The following is a 17651-nucleotide window of genomic DNA, read 5'->3' on the forward strand; positions in this document are numbered from 1 at the left end:
GATCAACTGAGATGTAGATTAGCTATTAATTAGCGCAATTTAGAGTGAGTACAAATTATGGAAATAATTGCCTAATATACGGAAATTGATCCGATTATAATAATTGTTATATTGCTTTAGTTTTACAACTAACCTATCATGCTGTTTAGCAAGCAGGTGAGTTTAAATAAACTTAAAATAAGAAAATAGTTAAAATGGACTAATTTCTAGATGTCAACTTACCTGAATACTCAGCTAACACAATTACAAGAACAGGCGCCATCAAAGTTAAATCGCGTCAAAAATCATAAGTTCCTCAAGAACTAGAATAAGAGTAAAAATAGTATTTATCTTTATAAATTAACTATGACTAACAATTACAATAGCAACTAATTTAATTTCACTAATTTTATCAGTTAAATTTCGTAATATAGGACAACTATATTCTCTATCAATTGAAGATTTAACTGATTTTATCGACTATCCCTAGATATTGAAAATGGGAAGTATAGGTTTATAAAGCAGTGCGACCACTGAATTTTACAATGAACGAGTCGATTATAAAATACTTTGGCACGTTCGGTAAAATTTTGACCACAGGAAAATTATATAAGCTGGGGGGTCTTTTTGATGTTTGTAAGCATATTACAACTGAATTGATGTCTTCCAAGTATCTTTTTCTTCTATTTAAATTAATACAATATGCACAATCATCAAATTAGTTTTCCTTCGTAAAAGTTAAGTAAATTCCTGACCAGATTTAATTTCATTAATTACCTCTAATAACCGAGCAATTTCCTGATCGGTTCCAACAGAAATTCTGACATAATCTTTAATACGAGGATTTTCAAAGTATCTTACCAAGATTTTTCTCTCTTTTAACTTTTTGTAAAGTTCTGATGCAGGTATCCATTGAGAAGATGCAAAAACAAAATTTGAATCAGAATCAAATACTAAAAAATCTAAAGCTTTTAGGGATTCAATAAGATGACTACGAGTTTGACGAACTTTTTGCCAAATTACTTTAAAATATTCTTGAAAATTAAAAGCATTTGTTCCTAATAATTGTGCTATCCTATCCAAGTTATAGGAGTCCTTGACCTTATTCATTTGTTCAATTATGGGGATTGAAGCAATTCCAAAACCTACCCGCATTCCTGCTATACTATAACTTTTAGACATAGTACGAGAGATAATAACGTTGTCATATTTATTCAAAAAGTCAAGATGATTTTCATCGCTAAAATCTGCATAAGCTTCATCAATTAAAACTATTCCAGTAGCTCTTTCACAAGTTTCTTCTAAGTAATCACGGTTCAAATGTTTCCCCACAGGAGGGTTAGGAGAAGCAATAAATATTAATTTAGCTTTAGGACAAATAATAGGTTGATTAATGGCAAACCGATTATCTGTAGGAATTTTAATAACAGATGCACCATGAACCCGCGCGATTGTTTCGTATAAAGAGTAGGTTAAATCGAGGAAAGTAACAGTTTCTCCTGGATTTACAAATGTCCTTACTGCAATATTTAAGATATCGTCAGAACCATTTCCTGCTAAGATATTTACGGAAGAAACTCCAAATACTTTTGCCGCAGCCTTTCGTAATTGAGTAGAAACTGGATCAGGATACAATCTAACTTTTGTTAATTCTTGTTGAAGCCCTTCAAAAATCTCAAGAGGAGGTGGATAGGGGTTTTCGTTAGTATTCAATTTAATAAAATCATTGGTTCGAGGTTGTTCTCCTGGAATATAACCTGATGTTTGTTCAACGCATTCCCGAATAGGTAACATAGAGATAAAGTTTATTGCTAGACCCAGAAAGTCTAGCGTAGAGTTGTAATAACATATGAACTTCTTAACGATACTTTAACGACGAGAATCTCTAGCTAATAATCACTTTAAGTTTTCTATTTATCTACTACTACAAACAAAAATATAATTGACTTTTTTAAAATAAAAAGTGGGGATGCTATTCACCAATAACATCCCGAGAAGAGTGATATATTTAGCAGGTAATTCTATTATTTTGTCAAGCGAGTTAATATTTGATTAGAGCGTTCTACAAAGGACTTCATCCCCTGTGAACTTAATCCTTGTTGCGCTATTACAGCTAAGTCATAAACGTGCTGACAAAGCATTTTAGCAATCTCTCCAGAGGGAGATTCACCTTTTCCTTGGATAATACTAGATTGACTTAATTGATAAATATTTTCAATCAATGGATGGTTAGTATTAATCACTAAAACGTGCTCTTCTGGAAATCCTACAGCTTGTTGTTGCATCATGGCCGTCATTTCCTGTAAACGTCGCATTGCCTCAGGTAACAGAACCATCACAGAAGGAGTACTTTCAGGAGTATTTGATTTTAACGCCTCAGTGCGAATATTTACCTTGGGTTTATTGAGTGCTTTCTCGAAAATTTCTTTAATTTGTTCACTTCGAGTTTTATTTGTAGTTGGATCAACAATTTCTTTGTTTTCATTCTCCTGTAACAGGGTTTTATCTAACTCCGCATCCACACGAGAGAATTGAACATCAGAATATTCCCGTTCCAAGAAGGGAATAAAGTAGTTAGTATCAATGAAAGAGTCCATAAATAGTACTTCTATTCCTTGATTTTTATAGAGTTCAACATAGGTTGTTTGGGTAGTTTGATCACTACAGTAAAATACTCTATTTTCGTGAGTTTCCTTGTTTCTTTCTAAATAAGCCTTCAAAGTAGTAAATCCTGATTGTTCATAAGTTAATTGTGGATTTGTGTTATTTTTTTCTATACTTTGCCAAACATCTCCCTTGGCTTCTGTTGTAATTTTGTCCGTTTTACTCTCAGTTTTAGTTGGTGTATCAGCAGGCTGATAAGTGGTACGATAGATGAGGATATCTTCGACTTGTTTCTTGAATTTATCTTCTTTTATCGAACCATATTTAACAAATGTTCCTACATCTTCCCAACAACGAATATATTCTTCTGGGGTTTCCTCCGAAAGTGATTTAAGACGATCAGCAATTTTTTTAGAAATGTGATTAGCGATACCCCGAACAGTTCGATGATTAGTTAATGCACTACGAGAAACATTTAAAGGAATATCAGGACTGTCAATCACCCCTCGCAATGGCATTAAAAATTCAGGGATAACCTCTTCACAATGGTCGCTGACAAAAACTTGATTACAGAAGAGTTTGATAGACCCTTTTGAGACATCTACATCGGGACGAAGTTTAGGAAAATAGAGAATTCCAGTAACCAAAAAAGGGTAGTCAGTATTCAGATGTATCCAAAGTAGAGGATCTTCTTGAAAAGGATAGAGATAACGATAAAATTCTAAGTAATCTTCTTTAGTTAAATTTTGAGCCGATTCCTTCCACAAAGATCGTTGTTTATTAACAGTCTCTCCTTCAAATTTGATAGGAACTGATAAAAAGTCAGAATAAGTTTTAACCAACTGACGAATACGAGAGGGTTCAAGGTATTCCTCCTCATCATCCATTAAAGTTAGAATAATGGTTGTTCCAATTTCAGTCCGAGAAGAGTTTGTTAATTCAAATTCAGGAGAACCATCACAAGACCAATGTACTGCCTGGGAACTTTCTTTGTAAGAAAGAGTGTCAATTTCAACTTTTTTAGCCACCATGAAAGCCGAATAAAAACCCAAACCAAAATGACCGATTAAATCATTAGTATCCTTCTGGTATTTATGAATGAATTCTTCCGCGCTAGAGAACGCAACTTGATTGATATATTTCTTGATTTCATCAGCTGTCATGCCAATGCCATTATCAGAAATAGATAAAGTTTTGTTATTTTTGTCAATCGAAAGTATAATTTCAGGCTCAGGAACTTCTCCCTTCATTTCTCCAGCGAATATAGCCATTTTTAGTTTAAAAATGGCATCAACAGAGTTAGAAATTAACTCCCGTAAGAAGATTTCGTGATCAGTGTAGAGGGACTTCTTAATAATGGGAAAAATATTCTCAGTATGAATGGTGATATTGCCTTTTTCAAGTACCGTCATAACTTTTTAGTCTAGGAAGGGTTTACATATTCTAAATAATAATTGTGCCTGATTACAGGTTAATATTCACTCAGGGATTGTCCCCCTAAACGGATGTGGATTTCCGTACACTTATGATTTACAATTCAGATCTTCTCGAATAGAATTGCTCAAATTGGCTGGACTCTCGAGGAACAGATTTGACAGAGACGCGTCAGTCCCAAATAGTGGCCAGTAAAGGTTTAGCAGCAAACGCTTTAATTTTACTCAATTTGGCAAAATACTGTTGCGATCTCAGAGAGGATGTTATCCCTTGCTTAAAAGGTTATTTATAAAATCTTACTTACTCTTCAATCATTCACCTTTGAGTTTCTCTTGAGCTTGCTTTACTTCACAAGCAATTTTTTTATTTGATCTATTGGTACTGCTACAATCCTTAAAATGCCTCCTAATGCCAATGAAAAGGCAACTCTTATCCTACTTTTATCTTAAAATAACACCGAAATGGCATTCATGACCAGTCCCCGCAAAACACCTGCCACTGGCTGTTTAAATAAACTTATTTTTCTTACAATCCTAATTCTTGGTTCAGGAATCCTCGGATGGTTTGCGGGGAAAACTTGGATCTCTCTGGTTGTTGGAGTTAATGAAAAGAAAAATGCTGAAGTTTTTTCAGAGACTTCCGATGAGAGTAATCTTTCTAACATTAAAAATGAAGAGTTACAACGCAAAAATAATTTACGTAGTCGTCGCCGAAGTTTAGGATTAAATCCTAGCTTATTTATCACCTTAGTCGATGAATATTTTAGTGAGCAATATCCTAGCCAAAAAGGTCGTCATTTGAGTAATAATTCTGAAGATGCTTCTTGGCGAAAAAAGTGGGACCAAACGGCAGCTTATTTACTTGATATTGTGGCATCTTTGAGTCCTGAAGCAGTTAGAAAAATGGGGACCTATACTAAAAGTGACCGACATAACTGGAAACAACAGGTTAATAATTTACATTTAAGTAGTCGTGCTCTTTCTGATTTAGTTAATGCTCGCTTTTTTCAGGTATTTCCTCAGCAAAAAAAAGCATTTTCTCTTGATAAAGCTATCGGTCAAATTTGGAATGGTATGATGTTCGATACTTTACAAGCTCTGCAATCTAGTTTAAGTTATGAGAAACTTTCTTTTATGGCTACAGAATCTAACGTTATTCAGCGAGAAGCAACCCTCAAACTAGGAGAAGGAAGAGCATATGTTCTTTTCTTAGAGGCTTCCGATCGGATGAAGTTTGACTTGAAAGCTGATCGAGATATTTTATTATCCATTTATTCTCCGACAGGCAATAATAACTTGATCGAAAATTCTCAACAATATCAATGGTCTGGAATACTTCCTGAAACAGGATATTATGAAATAATAATAGTCTCTCATGCTAAAAAAATAGTTAACTATCAATTCAAAATATTAGTTAATAAGAGTAATATATAATTTTTTGATTTATTTTTTTAAAAAAATAATAAATCGCAATATTTTTGACTATCTTTTATGTCAAAGTTTCGGTGTTAATTTGGCATTATGTTAGAATATATATTCATTTATCTTGGGGAGAGACAACAAGGAATAGACTACAATGCATAACGGTAAAAAATTAAGTTTAAATTCTAAGCAGTTAGAACTATTTTATTACCTATTTCCAATTAATTGTTAACAACTTCTGCCACTTTGCGACAGTGTTAATTGCATGTTCAACAAGTTTTAGAAATATGGTTATTATTTTTGATAACTAACTTAAAATATAACGATTTTGACGGTTATATAAAATATAAATTCCTAATAATTTAAGACTACAATGGTTGTTCTAAAATAACAATAGATAAAACTAGCTTACCTTTTTATCCTAGATTGAAAGAAGATTTTCTGTCTAAATTTGTAAATAAAACCTTGCGTTAACTCACAAATAAGTTTTTACTAGTTAAATTTTATTTATACTTCTATACTTGTATTGAATTGGTGAAACTCAATGTTTAGGCTATATTTTTTTTTGAAAATATTTGATAATTTATCTAATAAGCAGGAGTCGTGTTTCATGATGACAATAACTAAAAATAGTTTATCTTAAATCAAAGAAGGGGAATAACAGTCAGTTAAAACTTTATAGATAATTGAAACTCTATAGATACAGGATAATGGGGCAATTATTTATTTAAAATAGTTTGGAAAAGTTAAAGTTTTAAAATAACAGTTATATAACAATATTTTTCGGTTTTATTTTATACATATAGACATAAATAAAGTTAGTAAAAACATATTTTTTAAATTGAAAATAACTTACTTCATTGAGTTATTAAATGTCACTACTAGGTCCTAAAGCAATTAGGTAAATTTAGTAGATTTATAGCCATAAAATCTGAGGTAATAAAAAGTTAATTGATAATTAGGATGAGATTAAAGGAAAATTATTTATCAAAGTTAATCACAATTTAATTTCTGAATATTTACACTAAAACTTAGTTCTCTTATTTATTTGATAAATGTTCTCATTATTGAGAAAATCTAAGTTAAATTAATATCTAGTAACCGTTTTATTTATTTCAGAAAATTTATATATGACGTAATTTATCAATGTATAATTTCTACTCTCTACTAATCTTAGTCAATGCTTTCTCAATAACCTTAACGTCTGCCCTAGGTAAGTGAGTATTCTCGCTAATATATCGTTTCCAAGCTCTCGTCCCTGGAACACCTCCAAAAATAGCTAGTAAATGACGAGTAATACTATGAAGTTTCAGTCCGTTATTACTCCAATAATCAATATAAGGAAACATTTTTTCAATAACTTCATGACGTGTTAATGGAGTAACTGTTTTTCCATAAATATCTCGATCTACTGTAGCAAATAAATAAGGATTATCATATGCTGCTCGACCAATCATGACTCCATCTACAAATCGTAAATGTTCTTTAATTTTTTCTAAGGTAATAATTCCCCCATTAATCTCAATAAAAAGCTGAGGAAACTGTTGCTTAAGGCGATAAACATCACCATATCTTAATGGAGGAAGAGTCCGATTTTCTTTGGGACTTAATCCTCTTAACCAAGCTTTGCGAGCGTGTACTATAAACCGTTGACATCCTGCTTCTGAAACGATACGAACAAAGTTAGCAAGGTCCTCATAGCGATCGCATTCATCAATTCCAATACGATGCTTCACCGTTACGGGAATATGAACCCGTTTTTGCATTGCTTCAACACAGTCTGCCACTAATTCTGGTTGTGCCATTAAACAGGCCCCAAAGTTGCCACTCTGGACACGATTGCTCGGACAACCTATATTCAAGTTAACTTCGTCGTACCCTAAATCTTCAGCAATAACTGTACATTCTGCTAATTCTTGCGGACTGTCTCCCCCTAATTGTAAAGAGAGAGGTTTTTCTTCTGGTGAAAAACCTAGTAATTTGGAGCGATCACCGTAACGAATAGCCCCCGTTGTAATCATCTCTGTATAGAGTAGAGTATAACGAGTAATCTGACGCATAAAATAACGGAAGTGGCGATCAGTGCGATCCATCATTGGTGCTATACTGAGCGAGTATCCTGAAGACCTCTTATTTATAGAATTCAAAGTCATTGGATTAGTCAATTTTCTATTCTTCGGCATCTGCTGTTGAGTCTTAAATTTATTGAGAAAACTAATTGGCTACTTTAGTATTGCTTTCTTATTTTAAACGTTTTACGTTCATTCTAATAAACTGACTAGATAATTTACTTAAAACTGACAAACATTATTTATTAAAATTTTTGATTGTCTTGCAATTTAAATACAAGTATTAGTTCTATTCTAAAATCAACTACTCAATATTTGAAAATACCCAAATACTCATAGAGAGTTTCTTTTGATTTAAATTTAAAAATTTAGTATGATCACACATTTGTCTAACTAAATTTATAATACCAAACTAATCAAAATTAAAATAATAGTTACTCCTGGTTTTTATGTGTAGTTATTCTGAACCAAATAAACTCTCTTAATTAGACTTAAAGTTTATTTGACCTGTCAAAAACAATCTAACCTATGTTTGTTTTTTTTTATCTTTATGTTGACCAAATAAAATAAACAATGCTTAATTTGCATAAATTTTATAAATAATCTAAATAATTTTCTTTGTTGTTACTTGTTTTTTTAGAGTCTAATTATAGATTAGACATTATCTAAAGAAACAATATCCTATTTTTTCTTTAGAAATTAGGGAAGTGATGATTACAATTACAGGCTAGAAGCTTATATTGCTTAGAACTCTTACATTATGCTTTAATTAGCTGCGAAACTTATTTTTCGGCTACTGCAGCAATAAATTTAAACTAGTGATATGGAAAAATCTCTCGAGATTAACAGAATTAAGTTAAATTAGATATAAAATATTCTTATACTTTTTAAACTAAATAATTAGGGCTTTTTTAAAAACCCCCTAATTATTTAGTTTTATAGTTTGAAGTAAAAGAGTAGAAAATTTATTAAAATTGAAACATTCAATGAACTAAGAAAAAAGTTCATCGCTAAATAATTTTTAGTTTCAAATTACTTGCTAATATGGTAAATATTATTTATGCTTTGTTGTTGATGGAGAAGATAGAAAAGATGGTTAAAATAGGAAAGGTGATATCCCCAATAAGTACTCAATTTCAGTACCCATTTTTTAAAAAATGTATCTAACAGTAAGCTGTGCAAAATTACAACTATTCATTCAAAGCATCTATTGCTAATTCAGTAGGATAGTTTTAACAAACGAATTAAAAATGTAACACCAACAGTGACTGTTTAATACAGATGTACTCAAAAGTATCTTAAAAATGTGTTTATACTTCAGTTTTTAGACAAGGAGTACTAGAAGTATTTGAGAGGAAATACTAAGCAGAAGAAATTGAAACAATGTTTGATCAACATTCAATTCTTAATCAGGGCGATGGAATTAATTCTAGAGTATTAAAACTATAATGACACCTTTTTATCTTTTATAGTTTAAGTTTTTTGATTTTAAAAAACTTAAACTATATTTAATAGAACTAAATATAATTCATAAAATTGTCCGCAATTTAGATTTCAAATGGTAGATTACTAATCTATAACTAATTTGATGATACGATCGTTTTTAAAAAAAAATAGGCTTTACACTTAAGATCTTAAAAGAAGTAGTTTTGACCAAAAATGAAGATGTTAATATGAGCAGACGAAAACCTTGTCAAAAAGAATATTGTGAATAGGTAAACACTACAAAAAAGACTGTCATTATAAAGCCATTTATCTAAAAGAAACGGTTTTTTAATAAAAGGACAGAAGTGAAGATCGATGGCATTACGAATAAGGAATAACAGCACCAAAAATAATAGATGAGTGAAACCAGGCTTATTAAATACCGTCAGTATCTACTGGAGAAGCTACGACGGAATGGTAGCAGTTAAAAGAATGGAGAACAAACATTAAGACACCGAACTAAACTAGATGAAGCGGTTGTTGATGCCATTGCTCTATTAGCAAAACTGTTTTGTCTTAGTAGGATTAATACTTGAAGCTGCGACCACCGCATAAATGGGGCTTAATAATCTTGATAGCAATTATTAAATTAAAAACTCTCTACGGTTAAATAAATTCTACTCAGGGGTTGATTTTCATAGGCACTTGCTTGTAAGATCTATGGTTGTGGCTAAAAAACATTAATGACTACTGCCACGACGGATAGCCGTTGCCTTAGCTGATAAGGTATCGTGAAAGCATCCAGCAGCTTAGTGTTGTCAAGCCGCCTTGAAGATACTGAGGAAAAAAACTATCCTTAAGTCTTAAGGAGAAAACGGCATCTAGACCTTAACCAGATAAATTTAACTGGTTAAACGTGTAATCAAGCATCTTCTTGATATACCGAATCTAAAACATCACCCAGAGATGGAGAAGTGTGGAGATATTATCATCGCGCCTCTGGCTTTGGTTGATTGCTGCTCACCTATTGTCTAAATAATAATGTAGAGGGAAAAATCCGTGGCTGTTGGTATCCTCGGAACTAAGCTCGGCATGACCCAAATCTTCGACCAGGAGACGGGACTAGCAATCCCCGTTACTGTGGTTCAAGCAGGTCCATGTACCGTTACACAAATTAAAACATCTGAAACAGATGGATATAGTGCCATCCAAGTTGGATATAACGAAGTTAAAGAAAAAGCTCTAACTAAGGCTGAATTAGGGCATTTGAAAAAAAATGACGTACCGCCCTTGCGTCATTTAAAGGAATATCGGCTAGAGAATCCCAATCAATATCAGTTAGGGGATGCCATCAAAGCAGATATATTCAAAACAGGTGATTTAGTAGATATTGCCGGGAAAAGTATAGGTCGTGGGTTTGCTGGGTATCAAAAACGTCATAACTTTAAACGGGGAAACATGACCCACGGGTCAAAAAACCATCGTCTTCCAGGATCCACTGGAGCTGGAACTACTCCAGGGAGAGTTTATCCAGGGAAACGTATGGCAGGTCAATATGGTGCAACCCAAGTCACCATCCGCAAACTTCAAGTGGTGCAAGTCTATGGAGAACGAAACCTAATACTTGTTAAAGGAGCAATCCCGGGTAAGTCTGGGGCTTTACTTAATATTACCCTAGCCAAAAAAGTCGGTAAATAATTGTGTGTAACAATGACGACCTATCACTGATAATTGAGAACTAAAAATGGTTGACTGTATCATTAAAAACTGGCAAGGAGAAGAAGCGGGTCAAGCTACCTTGGAGTTAAAAGTGGCTAAAGAAGAAAACGCCGCTCACATAATCCATCGTGCCTTAGTGCGACAACGTGCCAATGGCCGTCAAGGGACTGCCTCAAGTAAAACTCGTGCTGAAGTTAGAGGGGGCGGACGTAAACCATGGAGACAAAAAGGTACTGGACGAGCTAGGGCTGGTTCCAATCGTTCCCCATTATGGCGAGGCGGGGGAGTTATTTTTGGACCTAAACCTAGGGACTTTAACCTCAAGATGAACCGCAAAGAGCGCCGTCTAGCTTTGAGAACCGTCTTACAAAGCCGTGCTGAAGACCTAGTGATTGTAGAAAACTTTGCCGTTCAATTTTCTCAACCAAAAACTAAAGAATTAATTTTGGCTTTGAGCCGTTGGGGAGTAGAACAGGGCAAACAAGTCATTTTAATTTTGTGCGATATTTCTGATAACGTCTACTTATCAGCTCGTAACGTTTCCCATCTAAAGCTGTTAAGAGCTGACAGTCTAAATGTCTATGATTTGTTAGTAGCAAAAAAAATTGTCGCCACCCCAGAAGCTTTAAGCAAAATACAGGAGGTTTACAGTGACTAACTATGACCCCCGCAACTTGGCTGATTTAATCCTCAAGCCAATTGTTACTGAAAAAGCAACTTTACTCTTAGAAGATAATAAATATGTCTTTGAAGTTGCTCTTAAATCAACTAAATCCCAAATTAAAGCAGCTATTGAGAGCTTATTTGAGGTCAGTGTCTTGAAGGTTAACACAGCTCGCCCTCCACGCAAAAAAAAGAAAGTGGGCAAGTTTGTTGGGTATAAGCCTTTATATAAACGGGCGATCGTAACCTTACAAGAAGGGGACTCCATTGTCTTGTTCCCTGATGTCTAAAGAACCAGTCAATAGTGATAGTCAATATGAAGGTATGAAAGAGGGCATCTGACAAACCAAAATATTTACTATCAACTACTAACGATTAACTATTAACTATCATCATGGGTATTCGTTCTTATCGGCCTTACACTCCAGGAACTAGACAAGCATCTGTTTCAGATTTCTCAGAAATCACCAAAAGTAAGCCGGAAAAATCATTAACCACATCTAAGCACAATCCCAAAGGGCGCAATAACCGAGGGGTAATTACCAGTCGTCATCGTGGAGGTGGCCACAAACGTTGTTATCGATTAGTAGATTTTCGCCGCGATAAGCGCAATATTCCGGCAAAAGTTGCCGCTATCGAATATGATCCCAACCGTAATGCCCGCATTGCTCTTCTATTCTACCAAGACGGAGAAAAGAGGTACATGTTAGCACCAGCCGGCATCACTGTAGGAACCATGGTGGTGTCCGGCGAAAATGCCCCCTTTGAAATCGGCAATGCCCTACCTCTGATTAGAATTCCTCTAGGAACTGAAGTTCATAATGTTGAGCTAGTACCAGGGAAAGGAGGACAAATAGTACGTGCTGCTGGAGGAGCTGCCCAAGTGGTGGCTAAAGAAGGGGACTACGTCACCTTGAGATTGCCCTCAAAAGAAGTCCGCATGGTTCGTAAAGAATGTTACGCCACCATTGGTAAAGTGGGCAATATCGAAGCCAGAAACCTCAAACTTGGAAAAGCCGGACGTACTCGTCATCTCGGACGACGACCTCACGTTAGAGGAAGTGTCATGAACCCGGTAGATCATCCTCACGGTGGTGGAGAAGGACGCGCCCCCATTGGTCGTAGTGGACCAATGACACCCTGGGGTAAACCTGCATTAGGAGCCAAAACCCGCAACAAGAAAAAACAGAGTTCCAAACTAATTGTGCGTCGTCGCACAAAATAATCTTACTGGAAAATGTAATTCCTTTAGGAAATCAATCACTAAATTTTTACCATTGAATTGCTTATGGGTCGCTCTCTTAAAAAAGGTCCGTTTGTTGCCGATAGTCTTCTTTCAAAAATCGAAAAACTCAACGAAAAAGGAGACAAACAGGTTATTAGAACTTGGTCAAGAGCTTCAACTATCGTTCCCCAAATGGTTGGTCATACTATTGCCGTCCACAATGGAAAACAACATGTCCCAATCTTTATCTCAGAACAGATGGTGGGGCATAAACTGGGAGAATTTGCTCCCACCCGAACCTTTAGAGGACACGCCAAAAGTGATAAGAAATCGGGTCGTCGATAACCTAACTGATAGTCAATGGTCAAAAGCTATTAACTATTAACTATTAACTATTAACTAAAAAAATGACAGTTGATACGACAGTAGAAGTAAAAGCGCTTGCTCGTTATATCCGAATGTCACCCGCAAAAGTGCGGCGAGTATTGGATCAGATTCGCGGGCGTTCCTACCGAGAAGCTCTAATTATTCTCGAATTCATGCCCTATAGGGCTTGTGAACCTATTCTCAAGGTCCTGCGTTCAGCTGCAGCTAATGCAGAACATAACCAAGGGTTAGAGCGAGCAACTTTAGTGGTCAGTAAAGCCTACGCTGATGGTGGGCCAAGCCTAAAACGCTATCGACCTAGAGCTCAAGGGCGAGCTTATCAAATTCGCAAACCCACCTGTCACATTACGGTTGCCGTCGCGCCCAATGTAGCAGAAGACTAACGAAAACCCTTAATACTTTCCTCCTTTTACGTCAATATGGGACAAAAGATACATCCAATCGGGTTTCGTCTCGGCGTTACCAAAGAACATAAATCCTGTTGGTACGCTGATGCCAAACACTATCCAGAACTACTACAAGAAGATCGCCGAGTTCGCGATTTTATAACTAAAAATCTTAGTAATGCCGGAATTTCTGGCATTCGTATTGAGCGCAAAGCCGATCAGATAGACCTCGCTATTCATACGGCACGACCAGGAGTTGTCGTTGGACGAGGAGGTAGTGGTATTGAGCAACTACGTGTTGGCTTACAAAAAGAGTTAGGCGGCAACCGTCAAATTCGCATCAATGTTATTGAAGTATCGCGGGTCGATGCTGACGCAGCTTTGATTGCTGAATACATTACCCAACAGCTTGAACGAAGAGTCTCTTTCCGTCGTGTCGTCCGTCAAGCTATTCAACGGGCACAACGGGCAGAAGTAAAGGGCATTAAAATTCAAGTAGGAGGTCGTCTCAACGGAGCAGAAATTGCCCGGACTGAATGGGTGAGGGAGGGACGGGTTCCTTTGCATACTCTCCGAGCTGATATCGACTATTCCTACCGTACCGCCCAAACCATCTACGGCATATTAGGGGTTAAAGTTTGGATTTTCAAAGGAGAAATCATTCCTGGTCAAGAGGAACAACCTGTTCCCATGCCGACTCAGGCTCCCCGTCGTCAGCGCCGCCGTCAACAATTTGAAGATCGCTCAAGTGAAGAGTGAGTTAACAAAAGTTAAGGAAATGTAGTCAATAATGGATTATTTAGTAATCAATAATGGATTATTTAATGGTTATTAACTACTAACGAATAACTATGAACTGATAACGGATAACTACAATGCTTAGTCCTAGAAGAACTAAATTTCGGAAACAGCAGCGAGGGCGAATGAGGGGAATGGCCTATCGAGGTAATACCCTTAATTTTGGTGAATATGCCCTACAAGCTACCGAACCCTGTTGGATTACCTCTCGTCAAATTGAAGCTGCTCGACGCGCCATGACCCGTTATATCAAAAGAGGTGGGAAAATCTGGATTAGAGTTTTTCCTGATAAACCTGTGACTATGCGTCCCGCAGAAACTCGAATGGGATCGGGTAAGGGCAATCCAGAATACTGGGTTGCAGTGGTTAAACCTGGTCGCATCATGTTTGAATTATCGGGAGTGACTGAATCCATTGCGCGGGAAGCCATGCGGTTAGCAGCCCAAAAATTGCCGATTAAAACGCAATTTATAACTAAAGAGGAGGAATACACCTAAGGTTATGCCCCTACCTAAGATAGAAAATGTGAGAAAGCTCAACGATGAAGAACTGGTTGATGAAATCTTAGCTACCAAGCGTCAGTTATTTAACCTGAGATTTCAGCAAGCCACCCGCCGCTTAGAAAAACCCCATGAATTTAAGCATGCACGCCATCGTTTGGCACAACTTCTCACCGTGGAGCGAGAACGTGAAATCCGGGCAGTTAATTCAAATATATTGCCAAAGTTAGAGTCCACGGAAACTAAAACCCCATAACCAACCTCAGAGGAGGAATAAAAGTCAATTATGGCAGTGAAAGAAAAAGTAGGAGTCGTCGTCAGTGACAAAATGGATAAAACCGTTGTTGTTGCTATTGAAAACCGTTCTCCTCACCCAAAATATCGGAAAATTGTCGTGAAAACAAAAAAATTCAAAGCCCACGACCAAGAAAACCAATGTCAAGAAGGTGATCGAGTTCGCATTCGAGAAACCAGACCTCTCAGCAAAACCAAACGCTGGGTAGTTGCAGAAATTTTAACGTCCCATTAGTTCTTTTGTTAGCCCAGTGATTCAACAGCAAACCTATCTCAATGTCGCTGATAATAGTGGCGCTCGCAAATTAATGTGTTTGCGAGTATTAGGAACCGGAAACAGCACCTACGGCGGGATTGGCGATGTCATTATTGCTGTCGTCAAAGACGCCATCCCTAACATGCCGATCAAACGCTCTGATATTGTCAGAGCCGTTATTGTGCGGACTCGCCAAGCACAAAAACGGGCAAGCGGTATGAGTATTCGATTTGACGATAATGCCGCTGTTATCATCAATAACGATGGTAATCCGAAAGGAACCCGTGTTTTTGGACCAGTGGCGCGGGAACTGCGCGATAAAAACTTTACCAAAATCGTTTCTCTGGCTCCGGAGGTACTCTAAATGAGTAATAAGAAAAACCCAAAGCCCCAACGGCATAGAATGCACGTCAAAACAGGCGACACCGTTCAGGTGATATCTGGTCGAGATAAAGGAAAGGTTGGGGAAATTATTAAAACCAATCCTAAGACCAGCAAAGTCGTCATCCAAGGAGTTAATGTAAAAACCAAGCACATTAAACCTCAACAAGAAGGAGAATCTGGGCAAATTACTACTTTTGAAGCCCCGATTCACAGTTCTAATGTCATGTTGTATTCCACTAAAGAAAAAGTTGCAAGCCGAATTTGTTACACCTTCACCGAAGAGGGTCGTAAAGTACGGATGCTTAAGAAAACTGGGGAAATTATTGATTAGTATGAGGAAAAATCAATTATTATCCCTGGATAGTTAACCCGTTCACTAATCAATGATTAATTCCTTCCCTGACCAAGCCCAGGGGAATCAAGGATAAAATGCCATGACTCAACGCCTGAAAATTTTTTATCAAGACACCATTGTCCCAAAACTCAAAGAACAGTTTGGGTACAAAAATATTCATCAAGTTCCTAAAGTGGTCAAAATCACCGTCAATCGAGGATTAGGAGAGGCATCTCAAAATGCCAAAGCTCTAGAATCTTCTATTGGTGAACTGTCCACTATCACCGGACAAAAACCCGTTGTTACCCGGGCAAAAAAAGCAATCGCTGGCTTTAAAATCCGTGAAGGAATGCCTGTCGGGGTCATGGTTACCCTGCGGTCAGATCGGATGTATGCCTTTTTGGATCGTCTGATTAACCTAGCTTTGCCTCGGATTCGAGACTTTCGTGGTATCAGTGACAAAAGCTTCGACGGGCGAGGTAACTATAGTTTAGGAATCCGCGAACAACTTATCTTCCCTGAGATTGACTACGACACCATCGACCAAATTCGGGGGATGGATGTCTCAATTATTACTACGGCAAAGACTGATGAAGAAGGACGCACTTTACTCCAAGAAATGGGAATGCCCTTCCGCAAGTAGTCACTATATTACTCCGCTTTATACGGAGCCTGCCTACTAGCAACCGTTGGTTAATCAGCGACTTTATAGGAGAAATTCACCTTAAGCAATAATGGCACCTAACGACACTATCTCAGATATGCTAACTCGCATCCGCAATGCTTGTGCCGTCCGGCATCCCACCACCCAAGTGCCGACCACAAAAATGACCCGCAGCATTGCTCAAGTTCTCAAAAAAGAGGGCTTTATTGAAGACTTTGAAGAAACGGGAGAAGGAGTTAAACAATTTCTTATCCTGACTCTCAAGTATAAAGACAAAAGCCGTCAACCCATTATTAATATGCTTAAGCGGGCAAGTAAACCCGGGTTACGAGTCTACTCTAAGCGAAAAGACTTGCCTCGAGTCCTTGGCGGCATTGGTATTGCAATCATTTCTACCTCCAAAGGTGTTATGACTGACCGGGAAGCAAGACGTCAAAACGTGGGTGGCGAAATCTTATGCTACATTTGGTAGCGTTTTCAGTAAACAGTAAATAGGAACTGATAACTGAAACTGATAACTGATAACTGATAACTGATAACTGATAACTGATAACTGGTAATTAGACCTATGTCTCGTATTGGTAAACGCCCCATTCTCATCCCTAATAAAGTCACCATCGAGATCAACGGGCAATATGTGGCGGCTAAAGGACCCAAAGGATCGTTAGATCTCACCCTTTCCAAAAAAGTCAAGGTAGTTCAAGAGTCGGACACCCTGGTGATAAAACGAGCCGATGATTCTCGTACTGCCAAAGAGCGTCACGGACTTAGCCGTACCCTTATAGCCAATATGGTTGAGGGAGTATCTAAAGGCTTTGAAAAACGTCTCAGTATCCAAGGGGTCGGCTATCGAGCTCAAGCCCAAGGAAGTAAACTTATTCTGAATGTGGGCTACAGCAAACCCGTTGAAATGATTATGCCCCAAGGCGTTCAAGTCCTAGTTGAAAACAACACCCAAGTGGTGGTTAGTGGCATCGATAAAGAAATTGTGGGCAACGTTGCAGCCCAGATTCGTGCTGTCCGTCCCCCAGAGGTTTATAAAGGTAAAGGCATTCGCTATCTGGGCGAGTTTGTCAGACGTAAGGCAGGTAAGGCAGGTAAAAAATAAA

The 17651-nt window shown here is 37.0% G+C and carries 20 protein-coding genes; 17 read left to right on the top strand and 3 right to left on the bottom strand.

Translation table 11 applies throughout. The features are described 5' to 3' along the window. Positions 1-717: 717 nt before the first annotated feature. Together hisC and htpG are read right to left on the bottom strand one after the other, a co-directional pair. Positions 718-1773 (bottom strand): histidinol-phosphate transaminase, encoded by a 1056-nt coding sequence (hisC, locus tag P3F56_RS02360; RefSeq protein WP_281153209.1) that lies wholly within the window; start codon positions 1771-1773, stop codon positions 718-720. Positions 1774-2003: 230 nt separating this feature from the next. Then, the gene (gene htpG / locus P3F56_RS02365) at positions 2004-3995 is read right to left on the bottom strand and encodes a molecular chaperone HtpG (RefSeq protein WP_281153210.1); all 1992 of its coding nucleotides are present in this window, start codon (positions 3993-3995) and stop codon (positions 2004-2006) included. A 179-nt stretch (positions 3996-4174) separates the two neighbouring features. Between htpG and P3F56_RS02370 the strand changes: the two genes are divergently transcribed. Further along, the gene (locus tag P3F56_RS02370; protein WP_281153211.1) at positions 4175-4309 is read left to right on the top strand and encodes a hypothetical protein; all 135 of its coding nucleotides are present in this window, start codon (positions 4175-4177) and stop codon (positions 4307-4309) included. 169 nt (positions 4310-4478) lie between these two features. Beyond that, positions 4479-5450: a hypothetical protein gene (locus P3F56_RS02375; protein WP_281153212.1), complete on the top strand. Its 972-nt coding sequence runs from the start codon at positions 4479-4481 to the stop codon at positions 5448-5450. 1145 nt (positions 5451-6595) lie between these two features. Here P3F56_RS02375 and dusA read toward each other — a convergent pair. After that, positions 6596-7591: a tRNA dihydrouridine(20/20a) synthase DusA gene (dusA, locus tag P3F56_RS02380; RefSeq protein ID WP_281153213.1), complete on the bottom strand. Its 996-nt coding sequence runs from the start codon at positions 7589-7591 to the stop codon at positions 6596-6598. Positions 7592-9991: 2400 nt separating this feature from the next. Here dusA and rplC point away from each other — a divergent pair. The 15 genes from rplC (at position 9992) to rplF (ending at position 17650) form a co-directional block, all read left to right on the top strand. Beyond that, positions 9992-10630, top strand: coding sequence for a 50S ribosomal protein L3 (gene rplC / locus P3F56_RS02385; protein WP_281153214.1), 639 nt, complete (start codon positions 9992-9994; stop codon positions 10628-10630). A 46-nt stretch (positions 10631-10676) separates the two neighbouring features. Next, positions 10677-11309 (top strand): 50S ribosomal protein L4, encoded by a 633-nt coding sequence (gene rplD / locus P3F56_RS02390; protein ID WP_281153215.1) that lies wholly within the window; start codon positions 10677-10679, stop codon positions 11307-11309. Then, positions 11302-11604 (top strand): 50S ribosomal protein L23, encoded by a 303-nt coding sequence (locus P3F56_RS02395; RefSeq protein ID WP_281153216.1) that lies wholly within the window; start codon positions 11302-11304, stop codon positions 11602-11604. The genes rplD and P3F56_RS02395 overlap by 8 nt, the downstream gene beginning before the upstream one ends. 104 nt (positions 11605-11708) lie before the next feature. Continuing rightward, positions 11709-12539 carry a 50S ribosomal protein L2 gene (gene rplB / locus P3F56_RS02400; RefSeq protein ID WP_281153217.1) on the top strand — a complete coding sequence of 277 codons (831 nt, stop codon included), beginning with the start codon at positions 11709-11711 and terminating at the stop codon, positions 12537-12539. 63 nt (positions 12540-12602) lie between these two features. Continuing rightward, entirely contained in the window at positions 12603-12884 is a 282-nt protein-coding gene (gene rpsS / locus P3F56_RS02405) for a 30S ribosomal protein S19 (protein ID WP_281153218.1), read from the top strand. A 62-nt stretch (positions 12885-12946) separates the two neighbouring features. After that, positions 12947-13309, top strand: coding sequence for a 50S ribosomal protein L22 (gene rplV / locus P3F56_RS02410; RefSeq protein WP_281153219.1), 363 nt, complete (start codon positions 12947-12949; stop codon positions 13307-13309). Between the two features lie 36 nt (positions 13310-13345). Next, positions 13346-14071 carry a 30S ribosomal protein S3 gene (gene rpsC / locus P3F56_RS02415; protein WP_281153220.1) on the top strand — a complete coding sequence of 242 codons (726 nt, stop codon included), beginning with the start codon at positions 13346-13348 and terminating at the stop codon, positions 14069-14071. A gap of 116 nt (positions 14072-14187) precedes the next feature. Then, complete coding sequence (gene rplP, locus P3F56_RS02420; protein WP_281153221.1) at positions 14188-14607, top strand: 50S ribosomal protein L16; 420 nt, start codon at positions 14188-14190, stop codon at positions 14605-14607. A gap of 4 nt (positions 14608-14611) precedes the next feature. Next, the gene (rpmC, locus tag P3F56_RS02425) at positions 14612-14866 is read left to right on the top strand and encodes a 50S ribosomal protein L29 (RefSeq protein WP_281153222.1); all 255 of its coding nucleotides are present in this window, start codon (positions 14612-14614) and stop codon (positions 14864-14866) included. 30 nt (positions 14867-14896) lie between these two features. Next, on the top strand, positions 14897-15139 hold the full coding sequence (gene rpsQ, locus P3F56_RS02430) for a 30S ribosomal protein S17 (RefSeq protein WP_281153223.1): 243 nt from the start codon (positions 14897-14899) through the stop codon (positions 15137-15139). Between the two features lie 16 nt (positions 15140-15155). Further along, on the top strand, positions 15156-15524 hold the full coding sequence (gene rplN, locus P3F56_RS02435; protein WP_281153224.1) for a 50S ribosomal protein L14: 369 nt from the start codon (positions 15156-15158) through the stop codon (positions 15522-15524). Continuing rightward, positions 15525-15875 carry a 50S ribosomal protein L24 gene (gene rplX / locus P3F56_RS02440; RefSeq protein WP_281153225.1) on the top strand — a complete coding sequence of 117 codons (351 nt, stop codon included), beginning with the start codon at positions 15525-15527 and terminating at the stop codon, positions 15873-15875. Between the two features lie 103 nt (positions 15876-15978). Beyond that, positions 15979-16521 carry a 50S ribosomal protein L5 gene (gene rplE, locus P3F56_RS02445; RefSeq protein ID WP_281153226.1) on the top strand — a complete coding sequence of 181 codons (543 nt, stop codon included), beginning with the start codon at positions 15979-15981 and terminating at the stop codon, positions 16519-16521. A gap of 91 nt (positions 16522-16612) precedes the next feature. Continuing rightward, positions 16613-17014, top strand: a complete 402-nt coding sequence (rpsH, locus tag P3F56_RS02450) for a 30S ribosomal protein S8 (protein WP_281153227.1) — start codon at positions 16613-16615, stop codon at positions 17012-17014. A gap of 96 nt (positions 17015-17110) precedes the next feature. After that, the gene (gene rplF, locus P3F56_RS02455; RefSeq protein WP_281153228.1) at positions 17111-17650 is read left to right on the top strand and encodes a 50S ribosomal protein L6; all 540 of its coding nucleotides are present in this window, start codon (positions 17111-17113) and stop codon (positions 17648-17650) included. The last annotated feature ends 1 nt before the right edge of the window (position 17651 follow it).

Source organism: cyanobacterium endosymbiont of Epithemia clementina EcSB, from assembly GCF_029919255.1.
Lineage (GTDB): Bacteria > Cyanobacteriota > Cyanobacteriia > Cyanobacteriales > Microcystaceae > Rippkaea.

Coding starts and splice junctions, on each gene's coding strand:
- hisC (WP_281153209.1), bottom strand. CDS start 1,773: ATGTTACCTATTCGGGAATGCGTTGAACAAACATCAGGTTATATTCCA.
- htpG (WP_281153210.1), bottom strand. CDS start 3,995: ATGACGGTACTTGAAAAAGGCAATATCACCATTCATACTGAGAATATT.
- P3F56_RS02375 (WP_281153212.1), top strand. CDS start 4,479: ATGGCATTCATGACCAGTCCCCGCAAAACACCTGCCACTGGCTGTTTA.
- dusA (WP_281153213.1), bottom strand. CDS start 7,591: ATGACTTTGAATTCTATAAATAAGAGGTCTTCAGGATACTCGCTCAGT.
- rplD (WP_281153215.1), top strand. CDS start 10,677: ATGGTTGACTGTATCATTAAAAACTGGCAAGGAGAAGAAGCGGGTCAA.
- rplB (WP_281153217.1), top strand. CDS start 11,709: ATGGGTATTCGTTCTTATCGGCCTTACACTCCAGGAACTAGACAAGCA.
- rpsS (WP_281153218.1), top strand. CDS start 12,603: ATGGGTCGCTCTCTTAAAAAAGGTCCGTTTGTTGCCGATAGTCTTCTT.
- rplV (WP_281153219.1), top strand. CDS start 12,947: ATGACAGTTGATACGACAGTAGAAGTAAAAGCGCTTGCTCGTTATATC.
- rpsC (WP_281153220.1), top strand. CDS start 13,346: ATGGGACAAAAGATACATCCAATCGGGTTTCGTCTCGGCGTTACCAAA.
- rplP (WP_281153221.1), top strand. CDS start 14,188: ATGCTTAGTCCTAGAAGAACTAAATTTCGGAAACAGCAGCGAGGGCGA.
- rpmC (WP_281153222.1), top strand. CDS start 14,612: ATGCCCCTACCTAAGATAGAAAATGTGAGAAAGCTCAACGATGAAGAA.
- rpsQ (WP_281153223.1), top strand. CDS start 14,897: ATGGCAGTGAAAGAAAAAGTAGGAGTCGTCGTCAGTGACAAAATGGAT.
- rplX (WP_281153225.1), top strand. CDS start 15,525: ATGAGTAATAAGAAAAACCCAAAGCCCCAACGGCATAGAATGCACGTC.
- rplE (WP_281153226.1), top strand. CDS start 15,979: ATGACTCAACGCCTGAAAATTTTTTATCAAGACACCATTGTCCCAAAA.
- rpsH (WP_281153227.1), top strand. CDS start 16,613: ATGGCACCTAACGACACTATCTCAGATATGCTAACTCGCATCCGCAAT.
- rplF (WP_281153228.1), top strand. CDS start 17,111: ATGTCTCGTATTGGTAAACGCCCCATTCTCATCCCTAATAAAGTCACC.